Genomic DNA, 14,577 nt, shown 5'->3' with positions numbered 1-14,577 from the left:
TACGCCTGACGCCACCTTCGTGATCGCTACTGCTCTGCTGTCTGCTGACAAGACTCTGGCCGTGCCGCCCGAAAAGGGCGACACGGCCAGTATGGCTCTTACGGAACCGCTACGCCGCGTCGCGGCCCAGCGCCTCCATGGCTCGCTTGGTCACCTCGGTGACCTTGCCGAGCGCGGAGATCGTGACCACCAGGCCCTGGGCCTTGTAGTGGTCGATGATCGGCTCGGTCTCGGCGTGGTAGACCTCCAGGCGACGGCGGACCGTCTCCTCGGTGTCGTCACCGCGCTGGTAGAGCTCGCCCCCGCAGGTGTCACAGACGCCCTCCTGCTGCGGAGCGCTGTACGCGACGTGGAAGACATGGCTCGAATCGTTACGGCAGATCCGCCGGCCGGCGATCCGCTTCACGACCTCGTCCTCGGGGACCTCAAGGTCCAGCACCGCGTCGAGCTTCTGACCGTCGGTCTTCAGCGACTCGTCGAGGGCCAGAGCCTGCGAGACGTTGCGCGGGAAACCGTCGAGGAGAAAACCGCCCTCGGCGTCGGGCTGGGCCATGCGGTCCTTCGCCATCCCGATGGTGACCTCGTCGGGTACCAGGTTGCCGGCGTCCATGAACGCCTTGGCAGCCTTGCCCAGCTCCGTGCCCTGGCTGATGTTGGCACGGAAGAGGTCGCCCGTGGAGATGTGCGGGATCGACAGGTTCTTGGCAAGGTACGCGGCCTGCGTTCCCTTGCCAGCACCGGGCGGTCCGACGAGGACGATACGCATCAGCGGAGGAACCCTTCGTAATTACGCTGCTGGAGCTGGCTCTCGATCTGCTTCACGGTCTCCAGACCCACACCCACGATGATCAGGATGCTCGTCCCGCCGAACGGGAAGTTGGAATTCGCGCCGAAGCCCACCAACGCCATCGTTGGCACGAGAGCAATCAGGCCCAGGTACAGCGACCCCGGCCAGGTGATCCGGTTGAGTACGTAGCTCAGGTACTCAGCGGTCGGTCGGCCAGCCCGGATGCCCGGGATGAAGCCACCATACTTCTTCATGTTGTCGGCGACTTCCTCGGGGTTGAACGAGATCGCCACGTAGAAGAACGCGAAGAAAACGATCAGCAGGAAGTACGTGACCAGGTAAGCAGGGTGATCGCCCTTGGTCAGGTTGTCGTTGATCCACAGCGCCCAGCCCGACTTGGAGCCGCTGAACTGAACGATCAGCGCCGGGATGTAGAGCAGCGACGACGCGAAGATGACAGGAATCACACCCGCCTGGTTGACCTTGAGGGGGATGTACGTCGATGTGCCCCCGTACGACCTGCGCCCGACCATGCGCTTCGCGTACTGCACCGGGATCCGGCGCTGGGCCTGTTCGACGAAGACCACCAGGCCCACCATCGCGAAGCCGACCAGGATCACCGCGGCGAACTCGATCCAGCCGCCCGCGAGCTTGCCCTGCGACTTGATGGCCCACAGGGCGCTCGGGAAGCCGGCGGCGATCGAGACGAACATCAGGATCGACATGCCGTTGCCGATGCCCTTGTCGGTCACGAGCTCACCGAGCCACATGACCGCACAGGTACCGGCGACCATCGTGATGACCATGACGACAGTGGTGAAGATCGACTGGTTGGGCACGATCTGGTTGGCAACGGTGCAGCTCCCGAAGAGCGCACCGGTGCGGGCCGTGGCCACCAGGCCGGTGCCCTGAAGGACGGCGAGCGCGACGGTCAGATAACGCGTGTACTGCGTGATCTTCGTCTGACCCGACTGCCCCTCCTTCTTGAGGGCCTCCAGCCGCGGAATCACCACGGTCAGCAGCTGCAAGATGATGCTCGCCGTGATGTACGGCATGATCCCGAGGGCAAAAATCGTGATCTGGAGCAGCGCGCCGCCACTGAACATGTTGACCAGACCGAAGAGTCCCTGACTCGACTTCGTCTGGTCCATGCAGATCTGGACGTTCGTATAGCTGACACCAGGGATCGGGACGTGCGCCCCGAGCCGGTACACCACGATGATGCCGAGCGTGAAGAGCAGTTTCTTGCGCAGGTCAGGCGTCTTGAACGCCTGGGCGAACGCGGTGAGCACGGTGCCTCCTGCGACCCCCGCGCTTCTGCGTCAGAGGTGACGGTATTGAGATTCGATGGATGACGGTTTATGTATCAGCCAAAAAACGCGTGGTCCGCCATACGGGCCCACCACACGCAGATTTAGACAGTGCACGCCACCATACCGGCCGCCCTGCCCCCCTAGGGCCCCTCCGGGGTGCTATCTGAGTACGCTCCCAGCAAAGGCCCTGGAACGACCAACCGGGGATGCCCCTTTTGGGAGGCATCCCCGGTCGGTGTTCACGCCAACAAGCCGTCTCAGACGAGCTCGTTGACCGTGCCGCCTGCGGCGGCAATCTTCTCCTTGGCGGAGCCGGAAACGGCGTCAACCGAAACCGTCAGCGCCACGGAGATCTCGCCCTGGCCCAGGACCTTGACGAGGCTGTTCTTGCGAACCGCGCCCTTGGCGACCAGGTCGGCCACCGTGACCTCTCCACCCTGCGGGTAGAGGTCCGCGAGCTTGTCCAGGTTCACGACCTGGAACTCGGTGCGGAACGGGTTCTTGAAGCCCTTGAGCTTCGGGAGACGCATGTGGAGGGGCATCTGCCCACCCTCGAAGCGCTCCGGGATCTGGTAACGAGCCTTCTGGCCCTTGGTACCACGACCTGCGGTCTTACCCTTGGAGCCCTCACCACGACCAACACGGGTCTTGGCGGTCTTGGCGCCCGGGGCAGGCCGGAGGTTGTGGACCTTCAGCGGGTTGTTCTCCGCCATGTCAGTCGACCTCCTCAACCGTCACGAGGTGGCGGACGGTCTGCACCATTCCGCGGAACTCGGGGCGGTCCTCCTTGACAACCACGTCGTGCAGGCGCTTGAGCCCGAGCGAACGCAGGGTGTCGCGGTGGTTCTGCTTGCTACCGATGTACGACTTCGTCTGCGTGATCTTGAGCTGTGCCATTACGCACCAGCCCCGGCACGCGCACGGAGCAGAGCTGCGGGAGCAACGTCCTCGAGGGGCAGACCACGGCGAGCCGCGATCTCCTCGGGGCGCTGCAGACCCTGCAGGGCTGCCACAGTCGCGTGCACGATGTTGATCGCGTTCGACGAACCGAGCGACTTCGACAGGATGTCGTGAACGCCGGCGCACTCGAGGACGGCTCGCACCGGGCCACCGGCGATAACGCCGGTACCGGGGGAAGCCGGCTTGAGCAGGACGACGCCCGCAGCCTTCTCGCCCGTGATCGGGTGAGGGATGGTGCCCTGGATGCGCGGAACCTTGAAGAAGGACTTCTTGGCTTCCTCGACACCCTTGGCGATGGCCGCGGGAACTTCCTTGGCCTTGCCGTAACCGACACCTACGGTGCCGTCACCGTCTCCGACCACGACGAGCGCGGTGAAGCTGAAGCGACGACCACCCTTGACAACCTTGGCAACGCGGTTGATCGCGACAACGCGCTCAACGTAAGCGGTCTTCTCGACGGCTGCGCCGTCGCGACCCTTCCGGTCCCGCCGCTCGCCGCCACCGGCACCGCTTCCGCGGCGCTGGGGTCCAGCCATTGGATTTACCTCTCTCTGTTACGTCCGTTAGTCCCGGAACCGGGGCTTAGAACTTCAGCCCGGCTTCGCGGGCGGCGTCAGCCAGAGCGGCAATGCGCCCGGCGTACCTGTTGCCACCACGGTCGAACACGACGGCCTCGACACCAGCAGCCTTGGCACGCTCGGCGACAAGTGCGCCGACCTTCTGTGCCTGGGCGCTCTTGTCGGCCTCTCCACCACGGATCGAGGTGTCAAGCGTCGACGCCGACGCGAGCGTGTGGCCCGCGATGTCGTCGATGACCTGAGCCACGATGTTGCGGTTGGAGCGCGTCACGACCAGACGAGGACGCTCCGGCGTACCGGAGACGTGCTTGCGGACGCGGATGTGGCGACGCTTGATGGCAGCGCGCTTGTACGCGTCACCCTTGGCGATCTTTACACCGTATGCCATGGCTTACTTACCCGCCTTTCCGACCTTGCGGCGGATAACCTCGCCGGCATACTTGATGCCCTTGGCCTTGTACGGGTCGGGCTTCCGCAGCTTGCGGATCTTCGCCGAAACCTCGCCGACCTTCTGCTTGTCGATGCCCTCGACAGTGAACTTCGTGGGCGTCTCGACCTTGAAGGTGATGCCCTCGGGGGCCTCGATGGTGATCGAGTGGCTGTATCCGAGCGCGAACTCCAGGTTGGAGCCCTTCGCCTGGACGCGGTAACCGACACCGCTGATCTCGAGCGCCTTGACGTAACCCGTGGTCACGCCGGTGATCATGTTCGCCACCAGCGTGCGGGACAGGCCGTGCAGGGCCTTGTTCTGACGCTCGTCGTTGGGACGGGTGACGTTGAGAACGCCGTCCTCGCCCTTAACAATCTCGATGGGAGCGGCAACGGTGTGCGAGAGGGAGCCCTTGGGGCCCTTCACTGCGACCGTGCGGCCATCGATGGTGACGTCCACACCAGCGGGAACCGGGATGGGGAGCTTGCCGATACGCGACATGAGCTTTCCTTCCTTTCCCGACTACCAGACGTAGGCGAGGACTTCCCCACCTACGCCCTTCTTGCTGGCCTGCTGGCCGGTCAGGAGACCGTGGGACGTGGAGATGATCGCCACGCCCAGGCCGCCCAGAACCTTCGGCAGGCTGGTGGACTTCGCGTAAACACGCAGACCCGGCTTCGAGATGCGCTTGATGCCGGCAATCGAACGCTCGCGGTTCGGACCGAACTTCAGGTCGAGCACGAGGGACTTGCCGACCTCGGCGTCCTCGACCTTCCAGCCGGTGATGAAGCCCTCCTGCTGGAGGATCTCCGCGATGTGCGACTTGATCTTGCTGTGCGGCATCACGACGGTGTCGTGGTACGCCGAGTTAGCGTTACGCAGACGCGTGAGCATGTCCGCGATGGGGTCAGTCATGGTCATGAATTGGCCTTCGGCCTCTCTCGCCGGGGTTTCCTGTATGCGCCATCCCTCTCCCTACTCAGAGGCAGGACGGGTGCGGTGCGGGGACCTACGGCGTAGTAAGTCGGTCATGAGCGGCAGGCGCCCAACCCTTCTAGCCTACGGCATGAAAGGGAGGGCTCCTGCCGACCAGATACTTACCGAGAGCCCTGGATAATGCCCGAAATTACGGGATTACCAGGAGCTCTTGGTCACGCCCGGGAGCTCTCCACGGTGAGCCATCTCACGAAGGCACACGCGGCAGAGGCCGAACTTGCGGTAGACGGAGTGCGGGCGGCCGCAGCGCTGGCAGCGGGTGTACGCGCGCACACCGAACTTGGGCTTGCGGGCGGCCTTGGCAATCAGGGACTTCTTCGCCACGGTCAGTTCTCCTTGAACGGGAAGCCGAGGTGACGAAGCAGCGCACGACCCTCGTCGTCGTTGGTCGCCGTGGTGACCACGGTGATGTCCATGCCCCGCGTACGGTCGATCTTGTCCTGGTCGATCTCGTGGAACATGACCTGCTCGGTGAGACCGAAGGTGTAGTTGCCACGGCCGTCGAACTGCTTCGGCGACAGACCACGGAAGTCACGGATACGCGGCAGCGCGAGCGACAGCGTACGGTCCAGGAACTCCCACATGCGGTCACCGCGGAGGGTGACGTGGCAGCCGATCGGCTGCCCCTCGCGCAGCTTGAACTGCGCGATCGACTTGCGGGCCTTGGTGACGGCCGGCTTCTGGCCAGTGATCGTGGTGAGGTCGCGGATGGCGCCATCGATCAGCTTGGAGTCGCGGGCTGCGTCGCCCACACCCATGTTGACCACGATCTTGACGAGACCGGGGATCTGCATGACGTTCTCGTACGAGAACTCCTCACGCAGCTTGCCGGCGATTTCCTCGCGGTAGCGCAGCTTGAGACGCGGCGCGGTGGTGGTAGTCATCAGATGTCCTCACCGGTGCGCTTGGCAACACGGATCTTGTTGCCCTCGTCGTCAAAGCGGAAACCGACGCGAGTAACGACCTTCTTGCCGTCCTTCTCAACAACCAGCTGCACGTTGCTGACGTGGACCGGAGCCTCGGTCGTCACGATGCCGCCGGTCTGCGAACCGCGAGCGGTCTGACCGGCCTTGGTGTGCTTCTTGACCCGGTTGACACCCTCGACCAGGACACGGTTCTCAGTAGGGATGGCCATGATGACCTTGCCCTGCTTGCCCTTGTCCTTACCGGTGATGACCTGAACCAGGTCGCCCTTCTTGATCTTCATGCTTACAGCACCTCCGGCGCGAGCGAGATGATCTTCATGAACTTCTTCTCGCGCAGCTCACGGCCCACCGGGCCGAAGATACGGGTGCCGCGAGGGTCGCCGTCGTTCTTCAGAATGACGGCGGCGTTCTCGTCGAAGCGGATGTACGAGCCGTCCTGACGACGACGCTCCTTGACGGTGCGAACGATGACAGCCTTGACGACGTCACCCTTCTTCACGTTGCCGCCCGGGATCGCGTCCTTGACGGTGGCGACGATGACGTCACCGACGCCCGCGTAGCGGCGACCGGAACCACCGAGAACACGGATGCAAAGGATTTCCTTGGCACCAGTGTTGTCGGCGACCCGAAGTCGCGACTCCTGCTGGATCACGTCTATCTCCTGATCGTCTGCCGGTTCCCGGCAGGGGCTTCGGTGAAGAAGCCCCTGCCGAGCCTGGCGGAACTACATCTGAGGGATACCCCTCGGATGAATTACTTGGCCTTCTCGAGGATCTCGATGACACGCCAGCGCTTCGTGGCGGACAGCGGACGCGTCTCCATCAGGAGAACGCGGTCGCCGATGCCGGCAGCGTTGGCCTCATCGTGGGCCTTGAGCTTGTTCGTACGGCGGATGACCTTGCCGTACAGCGCGTGCTTGACGCGGTCCTCGACAGCGACGACGACGGTCTTGTCCATCTTGTCGCTGACGACGAGACCCTCACGGGTCTTGCGGAAGCCGCGGGCGTTGTCAGTCGTCTCAGTCACAGTGTTCTCGCTCATCAGACGCTCTCCACCGATTCGATGCCCAGCTCGCGCTCGCGCATCAGGGTGTAGACCCGGGCGATGTCCTTACGGACGGACTTGAGCCGACCGTGGTTCTCGAGCTGCCCGGTCGCCGCCTGGAAGCGGAGGTTGAACAGCTCTTCCTTGGCCTCACGGAGCTTGGCGACGAGGTCCTCGTCGTTCAGCTCGCGCAGCTCGGTCGCCTTCGTACCGGCCACCATCACGACTCACCTGCCTCGCGCCGCACAATGCGGCACTTCATCGGAAGCTTGTGGGCGGCGCGGGTGAGCGCCTCCTTGGCGACCTTCTCATTCGGGTAGGACAGCTCGAACATCACCCGACCGGGCTTGACGTTCGCGATCCACCACTCGGGAGAACCCTTACCGGAACCCATGCGGGTCTCGGCAGGCTTCTTGGTGAGCGGACGGTCCGGATAGATGTTGATCCAGACCTTGCCGCCACGCTTGATGTGGCGGGTCATCGCGATACGAGCGGCCTCGATCTGGCGGTTCGTGACATACGCGGGCGTGAGCGCCTGGATGCCGTACTCGCCGAACGCAACCTCAGTACCACCCTTGGCCATACCACTGCGCTTGGGGTGGTGCTGCTTGCGGTGCTTGACCCTACGAGGGATCAGCATGTCGGTCAGGCCTCCGTTCCGGTGCTCTCAGCCGGAGCAGCGGCGGCGGGAGCGTCGGCCTTGGGGGCCTCTGCTGCCGGCGCGGACTGCTGCGGCTTGCGGCCACCACGGCCGCCGCGCTCGCCACCACGGCCACCACGGCCGGCGGGACGGTCGCCGCCAGCGCCGGCGCCACGGGCCGGGCGGTTACCCGCACGGGCCGCAGCGTTCTCGGCGCGGACCTCGGCGATGTTCTTGACGTCGCCCTTGTAGATCCAGACCTTGACGCCAATACGACCGAAGGTCGTCTTGGCCTCGAAGAAGCCGTAGTCCACGTTCGCGCGGAGCGTGTGCAGCGGCACACGACCCTCGCGGTAGAACTCCGACCGGGACATCTCGGCGCCGCCGAGGCGACCGCCGCACTGGATCTTGATGCCCTTGGCGCCGGCCTTCATCGTGCCCTGCATGCTCTTGCGCATGGCACGACGGAAGGAGACGCGGGAGGAGAGCTGCTCGGCAACGGCCTGAGCAACCAGCTGAGCGTCCATCTCGGGGTTCTTGACCTCGAGGATGTTCAGCTGCACCTGCTTGCCCGTGAGCTTCTCGAGGTCACCGCGGATGCGGTCGGCCTCGGCGCCACGGCGGCCGATGACGATGCCCGGACGAGCGGTGTGGATGTCCACACGCACGCGGTCACGGGTGCGCTCGATCTCAACCTTCGAGATGCCGGCGCGCTCCATGCCGGACGTCATCATCCTGCGGATGGCGACGTCTTCCTTGACGTAGTCCTTGTACAGCTTGTCGGCGTACCAACGCGACTTGAAGTCGGTGGTAATGCCGAGTCGGAACCCGTGCGGGTTTACCTTCTGGCCCATTACCGGGTTCCTTCCTTGCTGCTGACGACCACGGTGATGTGGCTGGTCCGCTTACGGATCCGGTAGGCACGGCCCTGAGCACGCGGACGGAACCGCTTCAGGGTCGGGCCCTCGTCCACGTACGCCTCGCTGATGACCAGCGAAGTAGCGTCCGGGTGGTCGTAGTTGTGTGCAGCGTTGGCGATGGCGCTGTCAAGCACCTTGCCAACCGGCACGCTCGCGGCCTGCGGGGCGAAACGCAGGACCGCCTGAGCCTCCGTGGCATCCATGCCACGGATAAGGTCCACCACTCGGCGGGCCTTCATGGGCGTGACGCGGATGTACCGCGCCTGGGCCCTGGCTTCCATGGTTGTCCCTTCGGTGTCGTTCATAGTCTTCGCACCCCGCCTTTAGCGGCGCTTCGACTTGCGGTCGTCCTTGACGTGGCCGCGGAAGGTGCGGGTCGGCGCAAACTCGCCGAGCTTGTGGCCGACCATCGACTCGGTGACGAACACCGGGACGTGGATCTTGCCGTTGTGCACCGCGATGGTGTGCCCCAGCATGCTGGGGATGATCATCGAGCGCCGGGACCAGGTCTTGATGACGTTCTTGGAGCCTGCCTCGTTCTGTACGTCCACCTTCTTGACAAGGTGTCCGTCGACGAAAGGCCCCTTCTTGAGACTGCGCGGCATCTAAACCCGCTCCTAGCGCTTCTTGTTCGACTTGCGGCGGCGGACGATGTACTTGCTCGATGCCTTCTTCGGCGAGCGAGTACGACCCTCCTTCTGACCCCACGGGGAGACCGGGTGGCGACCACCGGAGGTCTTACCCTCACCACCACCGTGCGGGTGGTCGACCGGGTTCATCGCGACACCGCGAACGGAGGGGCGAACGCCCTTCCAGCGCATACGGCCGGCCTTGCCCCAGTTGATGTTCGACTGCTCGGCGTTGCCGACCTCGCCGATGGTGGCGCGGCAGCGGACGTCGACGAGGCGAACCTCACCGGACGGCATACGAAGGTGGGCGTAAGCGCCCTCCTTCGCCAGCAGCTGGACCGAAGAACCCGCGGAACGGGCAATCTTCGCTCCGCCGCCGGGACGCATCTCGATGGCGTGGATGGTCGTACCCACCGGGATGTTGCGCAGCGGCAGGTTGTTGCCCGGCTTGATGTCGGCGCCAGGGCCGTTCTCAATCCGGTCACCCTGGCTGAGCTTCGCCGGGGCGATGATGTAGCGCTTCTCGCCGTCTGCGTAGTGCAGCAGCGCGATGCGGGCGGTGCGGTTCGGGTCGTACTCGATGTGAGCGACCTTCGCCGGCACGCCGTCCTTGTCGTGACGACGGAAGTCGATCACTCGGAAGGCGCGCTTGTGGCCGCCTCCCTGGTGACGAACCGTGATCCGGCCGGTGTTGTTACGGCCGCCCTTGCTGTGCAGAGGGCGAACCAGCGACTTCTCCGGCGTGGACCGCGTGATCTCGACAAAGTCGGCGACGCTGGAGCCACGACGGCCCGGCGTAGTCGGCTTGTACTTGCGGATTCCCATTTCTCAGTCCTCGTCCGATTCCGGACGATCCAGACCACCGTTAGGCGGTCGGACCGCCGAAGATGTCGATACGGTCGCCCTCGGCAAGGGTCACGATGGCGCGCTTGGTGTCAGCGCGCTTGCCGAAACCGGTCTTGGTCCGCTTGCGCTTACCCTGCCGGTTGATCGTGTTGACCCCGGTGACCTTGACCGAGAAGACCGCTTCCACGGCCTGCTTGATCTGGGTCTTGTTGGAGCCGGGCGCGACGATGAACGTGTACTTGTTCTCGTCGAGCAGCGCGTAGCTCTTCTCGGACACAACCGGCTTGACAAGAATGTCGCGGTGGTCCGTGAAGGTCTTGCTGGTGACGGTGGTCGTCATCAGACGTCACTCCCTTCGGTCTCAGTGGTGGCCTTGGGGCCAGACACGAAGGACTCGAAGGCGGCCTTGGTGAAGACCACGTCGTCGGAGACGAGCACGTCGTACGTGTTCAGCTGGCCCGGCGCCAGGAGGTGCACCTGGGGCAGGTTGCGGGCGGACAGCCACGCGGCCTCGTCCGACGTGTGCGCGACCAGGAGCACGTGCTTGCGCTCACTGATCTTGCCCAGCAGGGACTTGGCGGCCTTCGTGGAAACCGCACCCTCGACCACATCGGTGACGATGTGGATGCGAGCGTTACGGGCCCGGTCGGTGAGGGCACCGCGCAGGGCGGCGGCCTTCATCTTCTTGGGGGTCCGCTGCGAGTAGTCACGCGGCTGCGGGCCGTGGACGACGCCACCGCCTACGAACTGCGGAGCGCGGGTCGAACCCTGACGGGCGCGGCCGGTGCCCTTCTGGCGGTAAGGCTTGCGCCCACCACCACGGACCTCGCCGCGACGCTTGGTCTTGTGCGTGCCCTGACGGGCCGCGGCCAGCTGCGCGACGACGACCTGGTGGAGCAGCGGAATGCTCACCTTGGCGTCGAAGATCTCCGCGGGGAGCTCAACGGTGCCGGTCTTGTCGCCTGCCGGCGAAAGGATGTCAATGGTGCTCATCGGTTCCTCAAACCCCCTTGGCCGCGGTGCGGACCAGGACGAGGCCACCGTTGGGGCCGGGGACGGCGCCCTTGATGAGCAGCAGACCCTTCTCGGCGTCAACGGCGTGGACGGTCAGGTTCTGGGTGGTGACCCGCTCGTTGCCCATGCGACCCGCCATGCGCATGCCCTTGAAGACACGGCCGGGGGTGGCACAGCCACCGATGGAACCAGGCTTGCGGTGCACGCGGTGGGCACCGTGAGATGCCTTGCCGCCCTTGAAGTTGTGACGCTTCATGACACCGGCGAAGCCCTTGCCCTTGGACTTCGCGGTCACATCGACCTTGATGCCCGACTCGAAGACCTCAGCAGTGATCTCCTGGCCCAGCGTGTACTCGCTGGCGTCAGGGGTGCGGAGCTCGACCAGGTGGCGACGGGGGGTCACGTCGGCCTTGGCGAAGTGACCCTTGAGGGGCTTGTTCACCTTGCGCGGGTCAATCTCGCCGAAGGCGATCTGGACCGACTCGTAGCCGTCGTTGTCGTTCGTACGGACCTGCGTCACGACGCACGGACCGGCCTTGACGACGGTCACCGGGACAACCCGGTTGTTCTCGTCCCAGACCTGGGTCATGCCGAGCTTCTCGCCCAGGACGCCCTTGATGTTCTTGCTCATCTCGGCCCGTCCCTTCAGAGCTTGATCTCGATGTCGACGCCAGCCGGCAGGTCGAGACGCATCAGCGAGTCAACCGTCTTCGGGGTGGGGTCGAGAATGTCGATGAGGCGCTTGTGCGTGCGCATCTCAAAGTGCTCGCGCGCGTCCTTGTACTTGTGCGGCGACTTGATGACGCAGTACACGTTCTTCTCAGTGGGCAGCGGCACCGGGCCTGCGACCGACGCACCAGTGCGGGTCACCGTCTCGACGATCTTCTTCGCCGAGGAGTCGATGACCTCGTGGTCGTAGGCCTTGAGCCGGATGCGGATCTTCTGTCCCGCCATGGCTACTTCGTAGTCCTGTCTCTTGGAAAAGCTCTGGAACCCGGTCGGCACTGCGATCGACCTCCGACCCACGCGGTCGGGCGTGTCGCGTTCCCTCTACGCAGAAATCCCGAAGGAATTTCCCAACCAAGGGTTCGCGGGCCGATGACCGCAGGCCGGGGGCGACTGCATCCACCTTCGATGCGACCCACCGGGTGCCTGGTATGCACACCGCACTGACGCTTCCCGAAAGATTCCCGTACGTCCGACCGGTACCACCCGAAGGCGATGTGGTCGACGAGTACTGTGGGACTCGCTTCCGGTTCTCCCGACGGGAGACGCGCAGCATCGGCACTCAACCGAGCAACCTGAACAGTGTGCCATATGGGGCACTCCACTGGCCAATCGCGGCCGGAGAGAGTACCCCACTCGAGCGCATTCGACGCACAGGCCGCGTCCCCGAGGCAACCTCCGCGAAAAAATCTCCGTCAAGCAAGTCGGTACGGAGCACGGGACAGCCCGTGCGGGGGGCTCGGACGGAGCAGTTTGTTGAGCGCATTCCAGGGTTCTGACCTGCCCAGACGCGTGCTGCTGGCGGGTCTGGGGGCGACCGGCGCGGGCCTCGCGCTCTCCGCTTGTTCCGTCCCCGAGGCCCCCCGCCGCAAGGCCCCGCAGGCCGACCCGCTGCCCGGCAAGCCGATCTCCACCGACCACAGCCGGCTCGTGATGCAGATCCTGGCCCACCCGGACGACGATCTGTACTTCATGAACCCGGACACCCAGCGGATGCTCGACGGCGGCACCTCACTGGTCTGCGTCTACACCACCGGCGGCGAGCACACCGGCATCAACCGTCCGCCCGGCGGCCCGAAGCCCCCTCCGGACAAGGCCGCGTACTCCTCCGCCCGCCACCAGGGACTGCGCCAGGCTTACGCGACACTGCTGGGCCTGGGCAGGTTCACCCCGTGGCAGAAGGGCGTGACCAGGCTCCGCGGCGGGCACCTGGCGGAGATCAACACCCTTGCCGCCGGTGACCGCAAGGTCGAGCTGATCTTCCTCAACACCGCCATGCACCTCTCCTTCGGCCGGCTGGGACTGCCCACGCTCTGGCAGTCCCGGGGGCTCAATCTGCGCACCGTCGTGGCCGAGGACTCCCCGCTGCAGAAGGCGCAGGCGTACGACTACGACGAGCTGGTCGACGCCCTCACCGGCCTGATGAGCACCTACCGCCCCACGGTGATCCAGACCCTGGACCCCGACCCGGACATCCAGCACAGTCCCGAGGCCGTACGGATCAGGGACAGCGAGCAGGCCGGCTACTCCGACCACGCCGACCACACCGCGACCGCCTCCTTCAGCTGGGCGGCGATGATCCGCTGGGTCGCCGAGTCGACCCGGACCGGCGGCGAGGTCCCCGCCTTCGTGGCCACCGCCTTCCGCGGCTACTACAACCGTCACTGGCCCAAGAACCTCCCCCGGCCGGTCATGCTGGCCAAGGCCGCGCACCTCGTCCCGTACGGCGGCAGCCCCGCCTGGCAGTGCGGCAACCCCGGCGGCTGCGGCGACTACGGCGTGGGCGGCACCGCACCCGTACGGAACAAGAAGGGCTGGGTCCGCTCCACCCACTACCGCTACCCGGGGCCGCGGCCCGCGCTCGGCTCCGACCCGGACGGCCGTCTCGTCGCGTACGGCGTGCTCGGCCTGCGCGCGGTGCGCTGGCGCGAGACCTCCCCCGGCAGCGGCCAGTGGTCGCCCCCCGACGATCTCGGTGGCGGACCGCTCGCCCCAATCCTCGGCGCCACGGCCCTGGCGGACGGCAGACAGCTGCTGTTCGGGCTGCGCTTCGACTCCCTCGCCGGGCACGGATCGCGCAACACCCGCGAGCTCGTGGTGCTCGAACAGCGCACGCCCGGCGGGGAGTTCGGCCCCTGGGCCGGCCTCGGCAACCCCGAGTCGACCCCCGACCGCGGCCGCCGCCTGGGCGTGCCGGTGGCCGTGGCCGCGCCCGACGGGCAGGTCCATCTCTTCGTACGGAACGCGGCTCAGGGCATCAGCACACGCATCCGGAGCGCGGCCGGCGCCTGGGGTCCCTGGCGCAGCCTCGGCGGCGGCCAGGTCCAGGACGGGCTGAGCGCGACGGTCGACACGGCGGGCCGGGTGCATGTGTACGCGGCCGGCCGCGACACCGTGCACGAGTGGACGCAGAGTGCGCCGGGACAGCCGCTGAAGCCGGGCCTCACCGGGCTGCCGACTCCCGGGGACTCCCCCGTCGCGCTGCCGGGACCGGCCGGCACCGTCGACCTGATCATGCGCAGGCCCGCCACCTCGAAACTGACGGTCCTGGGCCGCCCCAAGGGCCCGGCCCTGCTCGGCAAGGACGACCGCGGCCAGGTCCAACTCCTGCTGAACGGCAAGGTGTTGACCCGCCCCAAGGGGGTGGTCGCACTCGACGGCCCGGCGCTGCACGCCGGCCCCAAGGGGGTGAGCGTGGTGGGTCTGGGCCCTGACGCGCGGCCCTGGCTGTGGCGGCCGGCCCGCTCGCGCTCGGCATGACCCCGTAC

General features: G+C 65.8%; 24 protein-coding genes. 1 reads left to right on the top strand and 23 read right to left on the bottom strand.

Going from position 1 to position 14,577, the window contains the following annotated elements; genetic code table 11:
• Positions 1-109: 109 nt before the first annotated feature.
• The 23 genes from AB0H78_RS36730 to rpsJ all read right to left on the bottom strand — a co-directional run bounded on the left by AB0H78_RS36730 (position 110) and on the right by rpsJ (position 12,037).
• The gene (locus AB0H78_RS36730; protein ID WP_363239159.1) at positions 110-766 is read right to left on the bottom strand and encodes an adenylate kinase; all 657 of its coding nucleotides are present in this window, start codon (positions 764-766) and stop codon (positions 110-112) included.
• Positions 766-2,079 (bottom strand): preprotein translocase subunit SecY, encoded by a 1,314-nt coding sequence (secY, locus tag AB0H78_RS36725; RefSeq protein WP_363239158.1) that lies wholly within the window; start codon positions 2,077-2,079, stop codon positions 766-768. Before secY ends, AB0H78_RS36730 begins: the two co-directional genes overlap by 1 nt.
• Positions 2,080-2,357: 278 nt before the next feature.
• Positions 2,358-2,813 (bottom strand): 50S ribosomal protein L15, encoded by a 456-nt coding sequence (gene rplO, locus AB0H78_RS36720; RefSeq protein WP_363239157.1) that lies wholly within the window; start codon positions 2,811-2,813, stop codon positions 2,358-2,360.
• 1 nt (position 2,814) lies between these two features.
• Positions 2,815-2,997 (bottom strand): 50S ribosomal protein L30, encoded by a 183-nt coding sequence (gene rpmD, locus AB0H78_RS36715; protein WP_363239156.1) that lies wholly within the window; start codon positions 2,995-2,997, stop codon positions 2,815-2,817.
• A complete protein-coding gene (gene rpsE, locus AB0H78_RS36710; protein ID WP_363239155.1) occupies positions 2,997-3,596 on the bottom strand; it encodes a 30S ribosomal protein S5 in 600 nt (199 codons plus the stop codon). The genes rpmD and rpsE overlap by 1 nt, the downstream gene beginning before the upstream one ends.
• A gap of 46 nt (positions 3,597-3,642) precedes the next feature.
• On the bottom strand, positions 3,643-4,026 hold the full coding sequence (gene rplR / locus AB0H78_RS36705; RefSeq protein ID WP_329118617.1) for a 50S ribosomal protein L18: 384 nt from the start codon (positions 4,024-4,026) through the stop codon (positions 3,643-3,645).
• 3 nt (positions 4,027-4,029) lie between these two features.
• Complete coding sequence (rplF, locus tag AB0H78_RS36700) at positions 4,030-4,569, bottom strand: 50S ribosomal protein L6 (protein ID WP_363239154.1); 540 nt, start codon at positions 4,567-4,569, stop codon at positions 4,030-4,032.
• 21 nt (positions 4,570-4,590) lie between these two features.
• A complete protein-coding gene (gene rpsH / locus AB0H78_RS36695) occupies positions 4,591-4,989 on the bottom strand; it encodes a 30S ribosomal protein S8 (protein ID WP_329118620.1) in 399 nt (132 codons plus the stop codon).
• Positions 4,990-5,202: 213 nt separating this feature from the next.
• Complete coding sequence (locus AB0H78_RS36690) at positions 5,203-5,388, bottom strand: type Z 30S ribosomal protein S14 (RefSeq protein ID WP_030368403.1); 186 nt, start codon at positions 5,386-5,388, stop codon at positions 5,203-5,205.
• Positions 5,389-5,390: 2 nt separating this feature from the next.
• Positions 5,391-5,948, bottom strand: coding sequence for a 50S ribosomal protein L5 (gene rplE, locus AB0H78_RS36685; RefSeq protein ID WP_363239153.1), 558 nt, complete (start codon positions 5,946-5,948; stop codon positions 5,391-5,393).
• Positions 5,948-6,271 (bottom strand): 50S ribosomal protein L24, encoded by a 324-nt coding sequence (rplX, locus tag AB0H78_RS36680; protein WP_329118625.1) that lies wholly within the window; start codon positions 6,269-6,271, stop codon positions 5,948-5,950. Before rplX ends, rplE begins: the two co-directional genes overlap by 1 nt.
• Before the next feature lie 2 nt (positions 6,272-6,273).
• Positions 6,274-6,642: a 50S ribosomal protein L14 gene (gene rplN, locus AB0H78_RS36675; protein WP_053682618.1), complete on the bottom strand. Its 369-nt coding sequence runs from the start codon at positions 6,640-6,642 to the stop codon at positions 6,274-6,276.
• A gap of 101 nt (positions 6,643-6,743) precedes the next feature.
• Complete coding sequence (rpsQ, locus tag AB0H78_RS36670; RefSeq protein WP_363239152.1) at positions 6,744-7,031, bottom strand: 30S ribosomal protein S17; 288 nt, start codon at positions 7,029-7,031, stop codon at positions 6,744-6,746.
• Complete coding sequence (rpmC, locus tag AB0H78_RS36665; protein ID WP_363239151.1) at positions 7,031-7,255, bottom strand: 50S ribosomal protein L29; 225 nt, start codon at positions 7,253-7,255, stop codon at positions 7,031-7,033. The genes rpsQ and rpmC overlap by 1 nt, the downstream gene beginning before the upstream one ends.
• Positions 7,255-7,674 (bottom strand): 50S ribosomal protein L16, encoded by a 420-nt coding sequence (gene rplP / locus AB0H78_RS36660; RefSeq protein WP_164264448.1) that lies wholly within the window; start codon positions 7,672-7,674, stop codon positions 7,255-7,257. Before rplP ends, rpmC begins: the two co-directional genes overlap by 1 nt.
• Before the next feature lie 5 nt (positions 7,675-7,679).
• Positions 7,680-8,528: a 30S ribosomal protein S3 gene (rpsC, locus tag AB0H78_RS36655; protein ID WP_329118634.1), complete on the bottom strand. Its 849-nt coding sequence runs from the start codon at positions 8,526-8,528 to the stop codon at positions 7,680-7,682.
• Positions 8,528-8,875 (bottom strand): 50S ribosomal protein L22, encoded by a 348-nt coding sequence (gene rplV, locus AB0H78_RS36650; protein ID WP_147874529.1) that lies wholly within the window; start codon positions 8,873-8,875, stop codon positions 8,528-8,530. The genes rpsC and rplV overlap by 1 nt, the downstream gene beginning before the upstream one ends.
• Positions 8,876-8,917: 42 nt before the next feature.
• Positions 8,918-9,199 carry a 30S ribosomal protein S19 gene (gene rpsS, locus AB0H78_RS36645; RefSeq protein WP_329118635.1) on the bottom strand — a complete coding sequence of 94 codons (282 nt, stop codon included), beginning with the start codon at positions 9,197-9,199 and terminating at the stop codon, positions 8,918-8,920.
• A 12-nt stretch (positions 9,200-9,211) separates the two neighbouring features.
• Complete coding sequence (rplB, locus tag AB0H78_RS36640) at positions 9,212-10,048, bottom strand: 50S ribosomal protein L2 (protein WP_363239150.1); 837 nt, start codon at positions 10,046-10,048, stop codon at positions 9,212-9,214.
• Between the two features lie 40 nt (positions 10,049-10,088).
• The gene (rplW, locus tag AB0H78_RS36635; RefSeq protein ID WP_363239179.1) at positions 10,089-10,412 is read right to left on the bottom strand and encodes a 50S ribosomal protein L23; all 324 of its coding nucleotides are present in this window, start codon (positions 10,410-10,412) and stop codon (positions 10,089-10,091) included.
• Positions 10,409-11,062: a 50S ribosomal protein L4 gene (rplD, locus tag AB0H78_RS36630; RefSeq protein WP_206959500.1), complete on the bottom strand. Its 654-nt coding sequence runs from the start codon at positions 11,060-11,062 to the stop codon at positions 10,409-10,411. Before rplD ends, rplW begins: the two co-directional genes overlap by 4 nt.
• A 7-nt stretch (positions 11,063-11,069) precedes the next feature.
• The gene (rplC, locus tag AB0H78_RS36625; RefSeq protein ID WP_329118643.1) at positions 11,070-11,714 is read right to left on the bottom strand and encodes a 50S ribosomal protein L3; all 645 of its coding nucleotides are present in this window, start codon (positions 11,712-11,714) and stop codon (positions 11,070-11,072) included.
• A gap of 14 nt (positions 11,715-11,728) precedes the next feature.
• The gene (gene rpsJ, locus AB0H78_RS36620) at positions 11,729-12,037 is read right to left on the bottom strand and encodes a 30S ribosomal protein S10 (RefSeq protein ID WP_014054162.1); all 309 of its coding nucleotides are present in this window, start codon (positions 12,035-12,037) and stop codon (positions 11,729-11,731) included.
• 552 nt (positions 12,038-12,589) lie between these two features.
• Here rpsJ and AB0H78_RS36615 point away from each other — a divergent pair.
• On the top strand, positions 12,590-14,569 hold the full coding sequence (locus tag AB0H78_RS36615; RefSeq protein WP_363239178.1) for a PIG-L family deacetylase: 1,980 nt from the start codon (positions 12,590-12,592) through the stop codon (positions 14,567-14,569).
• Positions 14,570-14,577: the final 8 nt, after the last annotated feature.

Source organism: Streptomyces sp. NPDC050738, assembly GCF_040654175.1.
Taxonomy (GTDB): Bacteria; Actinomycetota; Actinomycetes; order Streptomycetales; family Streptomycetaceae; genus Streptomyces.
Note: the sequence above shows the minus strand (reverse complement) of the source record. Positions and strands in the feature narration are given on the sequence as shown.